Genomic DNA, 11,243 nt, shown 5'->3' on the forward strand with positions numbered 1-11,243 from the left:
TGATCAGTAAGGCATGATCATGGTTAGTTTTTTATATTGAAAAATTACTATCAGGCCTCCGCTTGCCAAGTGCGTATCAGGCTTTACGGTAGTGGCCTAAATTCTTTTGTAGCCGCGCACGATCCTCAATTCGCCTGACCATTCGCTTATTCCCTGAAGCTATCCGGGTAAATACAACCTGACCGCTAGGGTGTTTGGGTAAGTTTACTCAGGAAAATACATGCTCCACGTAAGCGGCGCCTGATGCGGGAACGATGATTCATGCTGCTCAGGGGGGGTCATGTATTTCTCCATTTCCGACTGAAAGCATCAGCTTTGATGGCACGACGGGTAACGCCGTAGCGAGTCACCGGCATCCTTTGGGCTTGATAGGAGTTAGCCCTGACACGGGGTGCTCGGGCTTTCCTATTGATGCCTCGCCGCTTCAACTCGCGGTGATATGCCTACAAAAGACCAATATTCATGTACAGCTTTCTCCGCTTAGTCGGGACGACCCTCCCTAATCGCTTCCGGCGGCAATGGTGCGGCCCTGACGTTGAACAGTTTGCAGATCCCGTACCAGCAGATCGCGACGGTAATGTTGTAGGGAAACAGCACCGCCCAGAACGGCAGTTGCCAATTCTTTTTACCCTGCATTTCGCCAGGCTCGCCGGTGCGCCAGGGTGCGTAATGGCGCCAGGCTTCGGCCGGGGTCAGGCAGATCGCGTGAAGAGGTTTGTGCCACCAGTTGGCGGGGCCGGGTGGAGGGAGGTTGTCCGGGCCGTGGTCCATGAATTGGCGCAGGTATTCCCAGACTTCGGCGACGTATTGCACATCGGATTCGGTGGGTTCGTTGCTGTCGATCCAGAGAGCGTCCTTTTGGTGGAGAGTGCCGTCTTCGCGGTAGGGGGCGAAGGCGAGGGCATAGGAGGTGCTGAAGGATGAGCCACCGAATTCGGTGCGTTGCATAAGCCCTCCGGCTGTGTTGTCCCAGTCGAAGACGAAGAGTTTGCGGAAGCGTTTGTAGTAGATTTTTCGAGTGGAGCGGTTAAAGCAGACGGTGGAGAGGCCTTTGATGAACCATATCCGATAGAAGAGGAAAGGAACAAATAAAAAAGGAAATGCTCCCATCGCAATCAATACTGACAAATCAATAAGATTGAATCTCCAGTTTTCGGTTGCTAGTAGAAAGGGGTAAGTAAAAGTGGATGCACACAGGAACATGGCGCAGTAAAGCTTGGCCATGAAAACCGAGTCGATTACCCATGGGTTGTGAAGTAGTAAGGTGTCACCGGTTACGGTTGAAATCTGTCCGTTTATTGCCGGTTTTCTTCCTGGGTCTGAATGCGAATTGAACATCCATAGAGTAGCCATGTTTAGCGTTCCAGTCGAAATTTCGAAGTTATAATCTCTTCTTCGGCCAGTCCTTGATTGGCGCTGTAGCTTATGCTAAGAGAGGCTTTTTTTTGATTTGATGCTATCGCGACAAAACTAAGAACCAGTCCTGCGCGAACCAAATACGTCGAAGGTTTGCTGAGCATGAAATCCAATTCGTCAGGATTTGATTTCTGGTCTGGTACGTTTGACCACTCACTGGTTCCGGAAATGAATCCTGGGAGTAGTATTGAAAGTTCAACCGTAGAGTTGGGTTCGAATTTATAATACGAAACTATTGAGCCTGGTTTCTCTTCGGTCCAGTTGGAACTATCATGCCACTTAGTATCTAGATGTGGGAGGCCGAGACTGCGGGTGTCCTTAGCTGATAGTAACCTTGGCCGATAGGTTTCGCAGTGCCAAGCAAGAACCTCGGCTTGTAGCGACGAAAAATTGGGAAGCTTGAGCTGTTTGTCTAAGGTGATACCAGTGCGGAACTCTCCATCGTTTTGGCGATTTCCGAATACGCTTCGTGCAACCCACAGTTCAATAGGACTATGGCGACGCTCATCTGCTTTTGCGTAAAAATACATTCCGCCGATTATCAGTGCCGCGCCTACGAGTACTATTGCCGCAGCAGCTAATCCGGCAAACGGCACTACTACCGTAGGTCCTGCGATCGCAAGGGCCGCCTCAAGCGTGATTATTGAACCTGCAGCTGTTGTGAAGCTGGCTGCTAGGGTATAAGCGGTAGAAATTGAGTCACCGTTATCGTACTGTCTTTGAGCTTTTGAGAGATCAGACGCTATTCCTAATCCAATCGCTGAATACCCGGTCAGTCGCGCAAACAGCTTGCTTCCCAAAAACTTTATAATTCCATTACCAAACGCCATGCCCGGTGCTGTCGCTCTAAACTTCAGTGCCACCAGTTTGTGCGCAGCACGCGCACTCACTAGCGCTGCCGCTGTCGCGCCGATTACGCCGAAGATCGATGCAGCAAACCCCGTGCCTGTCTCCAACGAACGATCGTTCTGCAAGTTTTTGTATGCAACGTTCAAAGAAATTAAGTTGAACCACAACATTCCTGCATTCAGTGCGCTACCCGCGCCTGAGGTCAGCAGCGCAATGAACTTGGGCTTCACCCGTGTCGTCGTGGTAGTTTCCACGGCGACCTCCCTACTTCCCGTTACCCGCACCTGTTTCAGCTCTTCAACCTCGGCCATGCCCTTTTTCAGGAATTCCTCAACTTCCTGACTGAAGGCATCGGCTTTGATGGCCTGATCGGTGATGCGATAGCGCGCAGCCAGCAGCCCCATGATTTTTTCGGAGTTGGCTTCGGCAGCAGCGGCCAGCACGCGATTTTTCAATCCCTGGCTTTTGTCCCAGCGCGTCTTGCCCTTGAGGCGCTTGGACATCACGGTATTGACTGCTTGTGCGGTGAGATCGGTGACTCCGGCATGGGCAGGGAAACGTCCGGCCAGGCCTGCGAGCAGGCTGTCGGTCGCGCCCAGCAGGCTTCCCACGGCATCGGCCTTGTCCTTGAATGGGTTGAACGGCGCGACGGCGGTGTACAGCGGGCTGTCGTGTTGGTCGAGCCATTGCTCGAGCCGCTTGAAGCGGCTGTCCTGCTCTTCGGTGCCGATGGCGGGTTGGCTCATTGGCAGGATCATCAGCGACAAGGTGATTTCCAGGCCCAGGGCCGAGCGCTGGTTGTCGCGGTCGTAGCTGGCCAGCGCGGCTGCCAGGCTGTATGGGTTGTCGATGTAGCGGGGCTCGGCGGTGGCAAGCCACAGGTCGTGGTCACGACTGGCTTCCAGGGCCCGTGTGCGCAGGGCCGCTAACTGCGCTTCCAGTGCGTCGCGCTCATCGAGATACGCCAGGTACTTGGCCGTGTCGATGCGCAGCCCGAGGCGTGCGCCATCGGGTGAATAGTCTTCATCGGTGAGGGCGCGGTAGCGCGCTGCGGCGAGCGAATGCATCGGGTTGTCGTGGGTCGGCTTGAGCCTGGAGCCTGCCAACTGCGGGGGTGGCGACTCGGCTGGGTAGAGGCTCTCCAAGGTTTTGTTGAGCAACAAGGCGATGAGGTTTCGATGGTGAAAATCCTGGCTCTTCTGGCTGATGCGCTCCACATCCTGCCGATAGCACATCGGCACCTGGTCGTTCTCGGCACTGCGCGCAGGCGCGGTGTGTTCCAGCTGCTCGCTGGGCATCAGGTCGCGCAGCTGATGCTGAAAGGCTGATGCTGACAGGCTCAGGTCCAGCGCCAGGCCTTCTGCATCGGCCAGCACCACCACGGCCGGGACTTTCGGGCGGGTCGACGGATAGGCCTTGGCCATGCCCATGAGGTTGCCGATATGCAAGGTGTCGGCCGGTGCATGGCTGCTCCAGCTCAGCGGCATGCGTTGATCGGCGGGTTTGAAGTCTTCCACCCAGCGCTGCAGGGCGCTGACCGGCAGGACGTGAGGCTGGCGGGAGTGATCCGGGGTGCCGTCGATCAGCTCGGCGATGTTCAACTGGCGCAGGTGCCGTTTGCGCAGCGTCAGCGATGCGGTAATGCGCGCGGTGACGGCGTTGGTCCACAAGTGTGGGCTGTAGCCGATCCACACCTCGTTGGCGATGTCCTTATCTGTTTCGGCCCACACCCAGCCCATGGCAAGGCCGGGCAGATAGCTGCTGCGCTGGTCGTAGCTTTCCAAGCCGCGGTAGCGCAACTCCCTGTAGTTGCCTTCACCGTCGTACTCGTGGACGATCAGCTTGCTACCCTCTGTGCCCGTCATGAACACGTAGATGTAGCCAGGACGAAGGGCACGCAGGGTGTAGGCGGAATGCTTCAGGGATGGAAACTGTTGTTCGAGCGCAAAACCGGCCTCGGCGTAGCGCACTGTAGGGGCATCGCCGCTGCGTGGAACGATGGCGTAGCGCACCGGAAGAATCGGCACGCGCACGCTGCAGGCGCGTTTGGAGGTTGTGCTGCTTACGCGGGCGTCAGTCATGGCGGATCTCCCGGCTGTCGACCAATTCCTGCAACTGGTACAGACGGCTTTCCGGGGCTTCTTTGACGTTGGTGAAGATCTCTGCCGCCCGTTTATCGCTGAGCAACCACTGGTGCTGTGCAGCGAGGCGGATGAATGAACCCGCGGTTTCCTCGCTGTGGAAGTTGAGTGCCTTGAGCTGGGGTAACAGTTCCTCGACCCACCGACGCACTGCGGTGAGTTCATCCTCTGCAGGGTGTGGCGCGGCCAGAATGTCGTGGATCAAGGTCAACACGAAGTGCTCGTGCAAGCGCTCGTCCAAACGCTGCTGCTCCTGCGCACTCAGGTGCCAGGCAGGGTCGTTCAGCACGCGAGCTGTCGTAGGCGCTCGTTGCAGCGAGTGCCACTGGTGCGCAGGTCCCCAGTTGGTGCGCCACACCAGCCGAGAAATCGGCCCCAGCCAGCGATCTCGATTGGTTTCATCCAGCGCATCCAGCCAGGCGCTGAGGTGGTTGGGATTCAGGTGATGGATGCCATCGCTCTGATCGGCGAGGGTGATCTGTACCAGGCTGGTGAGGTGCTCGTTCAACACGTCAAGCTCGACCTCAGCGTCCAGCGCGATCGCACCGTTGATCGGCATCCAGGTGTTGAACGCATGAGCACGCAGCTCGGGCGCGCGCGCGGTATCGATCAGCACCGGGCCAAAGTCATGCTGCTCATCCAGCACGCTGCGTTTCCATGGCCATGCATGCCAGAAGTCGCTGCTCACATCCTTGGCCAGATCGAGCACGCTGGGCACGTAGGCGAGCTTCCATTCGCCGTCCACCAGGGTGGTCGGTCGATAGGCCAGGTATTCCAGTGTTTCGGTCATCAGCAGCAGATACCGGCATTCGTTTGCGAGGCCTAGCGCGCAGTGGTGTTGCAGAGGGTGTGGGGTCATTTCTTCGCCCTCTTGATGCAACGACAGTCGGACAACGGACACGTACCGTCGGCGCGCAGTCCGCACTGCGGATCGACAAGCTTGCCTGAGGTAGGCGCGCTGGTGATGGCCAGTGAGTTGGCCGAACCGCTGGCTGACTTGAGCAGTTGCCCGTTAATGCGAATCGTTGGGCCGTCCAGAGTAATGCCCGCTTCGTCTATGCGGATCGAGCCGCCAGGCCCATGGACAGTGAAGGATTCGCCGCAACGCAACTCGTAGTGGCGCGTCTGTCTGCGGATCTCGGCTTTGGCGTTGAGCTCGGCGTAACCTTCCACCTGCTGTTGCAAGTTGCCACCGACGCGGCTGTGGTGATTGGCGGTGATGCTGTCATGGCGATGATTGCCAATCGACTCGATGCGATCCTTGCCGATGTTGATCGTCTGATTTCGCTCTATATCGACAAAGGCGTCGTGCCTGATGGTGATGCGTTCGTCGTTGCCAACAATCTTGTCGCGGTCGTTGCCGATGGTGATGGACTCGTCGTTGCCCACTTCCTCGGTGCGGTCATGGCCGACCTGGGTGGTTTCATCATGCTTGACGACATTGTTCTGGTCCCGCTCGGCATGGATGAACACTTCCTGGCGGCCCAGCTCATCGTCGAAGCGCAGCTCATTGAATCCAGGCCCTTTGTGGGTCTGGCTCTTGATGGTCATGCGGGTCTTGTGCTCGGGCAGGTCATAGGGCGGTAGCTGATTGCCGCAATAGGTTCGCCCGGTGATCATGGGTTGGTCGGGATCGCCGTTGACGTAGTGGATGATCACGTCCTGACCTATACGCGGAATGGCCATCGCTCCCCAGCCACCACCAGCCCAACCCTGTGACACCCGTATCCAGCAAGAGCTGAACTCGTTGTCGCGGCTCTCGCGGTCCCATGGAAAGCTGACCTTGACCCGGCCCCACTCATCGCAATAGATCTCTTCACCAGGCGGACCGACCACGGTGGCCATGTGCGGCCCGTCGACTCGCGGCCTGGGCAGTGGAGCAGGGCGCCACTCGATTCTGCCGGGCACCAGGTGTGCGCTCTGCGCATAGCGCGTGCTGCGATCGAGGCCTGCGGCCTCTTCCTCCAAGCTGGTGAGTTGACTGCCTTCGTGGCTAACCCTGTCCACACGCCAGTGGGCGTTGAGATCCTGTCGCGGGTGGCCCGTGAGGTTGAAGCTCAGGCCCGGTTGCAGGCGAACGTCATCCCCTTGCACCTGCGCGATACGTACGTCATGACGCAGGGCGGTGATGCGGTGTTCGGTAAAAGGTTTACCGACAGCATCACGTTTGTAGCGGCCAGGATAATCGAAGCGCTCGTAGTCGCTGGACTGATGCTCCAGGCCGTGTCCTGCGGCGTTGTGCTCCTGACGATAAGCCGGGTGGGTGAAGGTGTAGTCGCGTTGCACCTGGCGAGCGGTGCGCACCTGTTCGCTGTAGTGCAGGCGATGCAGGCAGGGTTGAGCCTGATCGCCACCCCTGTTGGCGTGATACAGCACGCTGTTCGGATCGAACTCAGGGTCCTGGTCGAACGCGTCCTGCTCTTCACCTGGGCGTTTGATGGCGCCCAGGCTGATCAGCCCCAGCGATTGCAGGCGATCGGTGACGATCAGCGTGTGCTGCGTGGCGGTGTGCGCGAAGCGGTAGACGAAACCTTCCTCGGCAGCCAGACGCGCGATGAAGGCAAGGTCTGTTTCGCCGGCCTGCACACAGAACTCACGGCTTTGGTGGGGCATGCTGGCGCGCACTTCATAGTGGCTGATGCCTTGGCGTTGCAGCATCAGTTCCAGAATCTGCACGACCGTCTTGTGCTGGAAGATGCGCCAGTTCGAGCGTAGCTCGGCACGGGCCAGCTGCGGCTCGATCAGCGCATGGTAATACGTTCGATGAAAGCCGCTCTCGCCCTGGCTGAGCTGGCTTACCAGACCATGTACATAGCGCAACGGTCGAGCGCCATCCAAGATCGTAAACAACGCAGGTTTATCGAGCAGTTGCGCAAAGTCGATGTCGTTGTCGAAGCTGATCAGCTTCAACTGCAATTGAAAGGGTGTGCTGATCGCCTCATGAAGGTCGAACGACACCACTTCGAAGTGAGCGTTACCCTGCAACGGCTGAAAGCTGTAACGCAGGTCGGATTGTCTAGTCATGAGCGATCCCTTCTCCTTTCGTTAGTCCACGAGCCAACCTGAGTCTCCTTCTACCAATGTGCCGCCATGGCTCGTTCTATCGCCCTCTCGAGCAACCGGTCGACCTTCGATGATGGTGCAGGCGGCGCCGGTTTCGATCACGGCACCACAACTGATGCGGTCGCCTGCGCGTGCAACGGGCCTGTCATCAACCAGCGTGGCGCTTGAGCCTGTCTCGACGGCACCTTGGCCGTGAAGCGGACAGCTGTGCGCATGACCGACCAATACGATGGGTTTCATGGGCGAGAGCCCTCCGTGCGTTCGAGCGCTATCGACTCAAGCGCCTCTGGCGGAGGCGGCGCGGCCCTGACGTTGAACAGCTTGCAGACCCCGTACCAGCAGATGGCGACGATGAGGTTGTAAGGAAACAGCACCGCCCAGAACGGCAGTTGCCAGTTCTTTTTGCCCTGCATTTCGCCAGGCTCGCCGGTGCGCCAGGGCGCGTAATGGCGCCAGGCTTCGGCCGGGGTTAGGCAGATGGCGTGAAGGGGTTTATGCCACCAATTGGCGGGACCGGGCGGGGGAAGGTTGTCCGGGCCGTGGTCCATGAACTGACGCAGGTATTCCCAGACTTCGGCGACGTATTGAATGTCGGATTCGGTGGGTTCGTTGCTGTCGATCCAGAGGGCGTCTTTTTCGTGGAGGGTGCCGTCTTCTCGGTAGGGGGCGAAGGCAAGGGCGTAAGAGGTGCTGAAGGATGAGCCGCCGAATTCCCTACGCTTGAATAGGCCGCCAGCGGTGTTTTTCCATTCGAAGATCAGGACTTGGCTGAAACGTTGGTAATAGATTTTTTGGGTGGAGCGGTTGAAGCAAATACTTGATAAAGATCTAATGATCCAGATCTCATAGGCTAGGACGGGAAGAGGGATAAATGGCATGAGAAATATAAGAGCGGTCAACGATGGCTCGTAAAATATCTCATTTAAGATTTCTTCGGGAGTTGAAGTCATCAAAAGAGTAATGGTTAGTGTTAGTGAAAATACGCAGTGCATTTTCCCCATCAATACACAATCGGCAGTAACTGGGTTGCGTAGTTGTATTGTGGTTTCGGAGCTGCGCGAAATTTGCCCGTTGATGGTAGCGTTGAAAGGATAATTTCCGTTGGGGCGAAATAGCCAAATTACTGACAATTAAATGCTCTCCAGTCGAAAGGTTTGAGAAAGCGTATCCATTTCATCAATGCCATGGTTAGGCTTGTAAGAAATGGTCAGGCGAACTTGTGTGGCGTTGGAGGATAGATGTCGAAAGTGCAGGGCAAGGCCTGCGTCTGTGATGTAACTGTTTGGTGGGTTTGCTACGCCGCCGGGCTTGTCAAGTTCAGGGCTATAGTCAAATCCCCCGAACCACTGGCTAGTGCCCAGTACAAATCCCGGCAGCAGAATGGAAAGTTCAACTAAGGCCGAAGCGGCTATAGGTGGGTGGTATATGATTGAGGTTAAAGGAGCGTGGATGGTAGGCGACAGGTCATGTCTCTTGGCCTGTACTATGCTTAGTTCCATTACCTGTAATGTCGACAGTAGCCGAGGCTTGTAGTGCTCAATATCCCATACCGTACAACTGATGCGGTCGCCTGCGCGTGCGCCAGGCTTGCCATCTACTAGAGTGGCGCTGTCACCTGTCTCGACGGTGCCTACGCCGAGAATTGGACAGCTGTGCGCATGACCGACCAGTACGATGGGTTTCATGGACGCGAGCCCCCGGTGCGCTCGGGAGCTACCGGCTCAAGTGCTTCTGGCGGCGGCGGCGCGGCTTTGACGTTGAACAGCTTGCAGACCCCGTACCAGCAGATGGCGACGGTGAGGTTGTAGGGAAACAGCACCGCCCAGAACGGCAGTTGCCAGTTCTTCTTGCCCTGCATTTCTCCAGACTCGCCGGTGCGCCAGGGCGCGTAATGGCGCCAGGCTTCAGCCGGAGTCAGGCAGATCGCATGAAGGGGTTTGTGCCACCAGTTGGCTGGGCCCGGTGGAGGGAGGTTATCCGGGCCGTGGTCCATGAACTGACGTAGGTATTCCCAGACTTCGGCGACGTATTGCACATCGGATTCGGTGGGTTCGTTGCTGTCGATCCAGAGGGCGTCTTTTTGGTGCAGGGTGCCGTCTTCGCGGTAGGGGGCGAAGGCGAGTGAGTACATGGTACTGAAGGATGAGCCGCCGAACTCAGTGCGTTGCATGAGGCCGCCGGCGGTATTGTCCCAGTCGAAGATGAATAGTTTGCGGAAGCGCTTGTAGTAGATTTTTCGAATGGAGCGGTTGAAGCAGACGGTGGAGAGGCCTTTGATCAGCCATATCCTATACATTAAAAACGGAAGGAAGATGAATGGCCCCAAAGTCATTCCAATTATTAGGAATAAATCAAATCGTTGTGGGGTCCAGTTTTCGCCTGCGAAGATGAAAGGGTATAGTCCTGTCATTGTGGTCATGATCATTGCGCAATATAGTTTTGCCATGAAAACTGAGTCGGTAACCCAGGGGTTGTGGAGGCTCAAGTTGAGGTGGGTTATGCTCGATGCCTGCCCATTTATCGCTGGTGTCTTTGTGTAGCTAGAATCTGATTTGAACATCCATACGGTTGACATATCTATCGCTCAAGACGGAAGTCTGATGTGATTTCGGTTTCTTGGGAAAAGCCCTGATTCATCTGGTATCTAAGGCCAAGGAAGGCATCTCTTTGATTCGATGCTGTGGCGAAAAAATGAAGAATCATTTCGACGCCAACCAGATAATTTACAGGCTTGGTGAGTGCGACCTTCCTCAAGCGATTAACTGGTTGCGGCGGTGATTGGGCTACATCCGCCCGGGCTGCATAGCGCGATGCATTCTGGTTTGAGCATCTGGCAAACGATGCCAACTTGTTGGGATGTACCGAGTAGGCCCAGGCGCTCATTTCATTCTGCCGCCTTTTTTTGGGGTAGACAGTTCTTCAAGCGCTTCTGGCGGCGGCGGCGCGGCTTTGACATTGAACAGCTTGCAGACCCCGTACCAGCAGATGGCGACGGTGAGGTTGTAGGGAAACAGCACCGCCCAGAACGGCAGTTGCCAGTTCTTTTTGCCCTGCATTTCGCCAGGCTCGCCGGTGCGCCAGGGCGCGTAATGGCGCCAGGCTTCGGCCGGGGTCAGGCAGATGGCGTGAAGGGGTTTATGCCACCAATTGGCGGGACCGGGCGGGGGAAGGTTGTCCGGGCCGTGGTCCATGAACTGACGCAGGTATTCCCAGACCTCGGCGACGTATTGCACATCGGATTCGGTGGGTTCGTTGCTGTCGATCCAGAGGCAGTCTTTCTGATGGAGGGTGCCGTCTTCGCGATAGGGGGCGAAGGCGAGCGAATACATGGTACTGAAGGATGAGCCGCCGAACTCGGTGCGTTGCATAAGGCCGCCGGCGGTTTTGTCCCAGTCGAAGATAAATAGTTTGCGGAAGCGCTTGTAGTAGATTTTTCGAGTGGAGCGGTTGAAGCAGACGGTGGAGAGGCCTTTGATGTACCGGATTCTATATAAAATAAACGGTAAAAAGATACTGGGGCCTAATATCATCAAAGACATGAAAACAGCATCAAATCGAGGCTCGCTCCAGTTTCTCAGTGAAAAGACAAATGGGTATGTTGTGATCAGAGTTGCAATCAGCATGGCGCAGTAAATCTTTCCCATGAAAACAGAGTCGATCACCCAAGGATTACGAAGAAATAAAGCATGTTTCGACATGTGTGAAACCTGTCCTTTTATGACCGGTTTCGTGTTGCACCGTTGATTTGAGTTAAATATCCAGAGGGTGGTCATG

General features: G+C 56.4%; 10 protein-coding genes. All 10 read right to left on the reverse strand.

Going from position 1 to position 11,243, the window contains the following annotated elements:
* Positions 1-480: 480 nt before the first annotated feature.
* From LK03_RS15435 to LK03_RS22020, 10 genes are read right to left on the reverse strand one after another with little or no spacing between them, the layout of a single operon-like run.
* Entirely contained in the window at positions 481-1,353 is an 873-nt protein-coding gene (locus LK03_RS15435; protein ID WP_038413246.1) for a DUF6708 domain-containing protein, read from the reverse strand.
* Positions 1,354-1,355: 2 nt separating this feature from the next.
* Positions 1,356-4,346, reverse strand: coding sequence for a T6SS effector BTH_I2691 family protein (locus tag LK03_RS15440; protein WP_038413247.1), 2,991 nt, complete (start codon positions 4,344-4,346; stop codon positions 1,356-1,358).
* The gene (locus LK03_RS15445; protein ID WP_049870505.1) at positions 4,339-5,265 is read right to left on the reverse strand and encodes a DUF4123 domain-containing protein; all 927 of its coding nucleotides are present in this window, start codon (positions 5,263-5,265) and stop codon (positions 4,339-4,341) included. Before LK03_RS15445 ends, LK03_RS15440 begins: the two co-directional genes overlap by 8 nt.
* Positions 5,262-7,430 (reverse strand): type VI secretion system Vgr family protein, encoded by a 2,169-nt coding sequence (locus LK03_RS15450; RefSeq protein ID WP_038413248.1) that lies wholly within the window; start codon positions 7,428-7,430, stop codon positions 5,262-5,264. Before LK03_RS15450 ends, LK03_RS15445 begins: the two co-directional genes overlap by 4 nt.
* A 21-nt stretch (positions 7,431-7,451) precedes the next feature.
* Positions 7,452-7,709 (reverse strand): PAAR domain-containing protein, encoded by a 258-nt coding sequence (locus tag LK03_RS22010; RefSeq protein ID WP_038413250.1) that lies wholly within the window; start codon positions 7,707-7,709, stop codon positions 7,452-7,454.
* Entirely contained in the window at positions 7,706-8,599 is an 894-nt protein-coding gene (locus LK03_RS15460) for a DUF6708 domain-containing protein (RefSeq protein WP_049870506.1), read from the reverse strand. Before LK03_RS15460 ends, LK03_RS22010 begins: the two co-directional genes overlap by 4 nt.
* On the reverse strand, positions 8,600-9,154 hold the full coding sequence (locus LK03_RS22015; RefSeq protein WP_081951613.1) for a PAAR domain-containing protein: 555 nt from the start codon (positions 9,152-9,154) through the stop codon (positions 8,600-8,602).
* Positions 9,151-10,044, reverse strand: coding sequence for a DUF6708 domain-containing protein (locus LK03_RS15465; RefSeq protein ID WP_038413252.1), 894 nt, complete (start codon positions 10,042-10,044; stop codon positions 9,151-9,153). Before LK03_RS15465 ends, LK03_RS22015 begins: the two co-directional genes overlap by 4 nt.
* Before the next feature lie 2 nt (positions 10,045-10,046).
* On the reverse strand, positions 10,047-10,352 hold the full coding sequence (locus LK03_RS22215) for a hypothetical protein (protein WP_156109543.1): 306 nt from the start codon (positions 10,350-10,352) through the stop codon (positions 10,047-10,049).
* Positions 10,349-11,242 (reverse strand): DUF6708 domain-containing protein, encoded by an 894-nt coding sequence (locus tag LK03_RS22020; protein WP_081951614.1) that lies wholly within the window; start codon positions 11,240-11,242, stop codon positions 10,349-10,351. Before LK03_RS22020 ends, LK03_RS22215 begins: the two co-directional genes overlap by 4 nt.
* Position 11,243: the final 1 nt, after the last annotated feature.

The organism is Pseudomonas cremoricolorata (assembly GCF_000759535.1).
Classification (GTDB): domain Bacteria; phylum Pseudomonadota; class Gammaproteobacteria; order Pseudomonadales; family Pseudomonadaceae; genus Aquipseudomonas; species Aquipseudomonas cremoricolorata_A.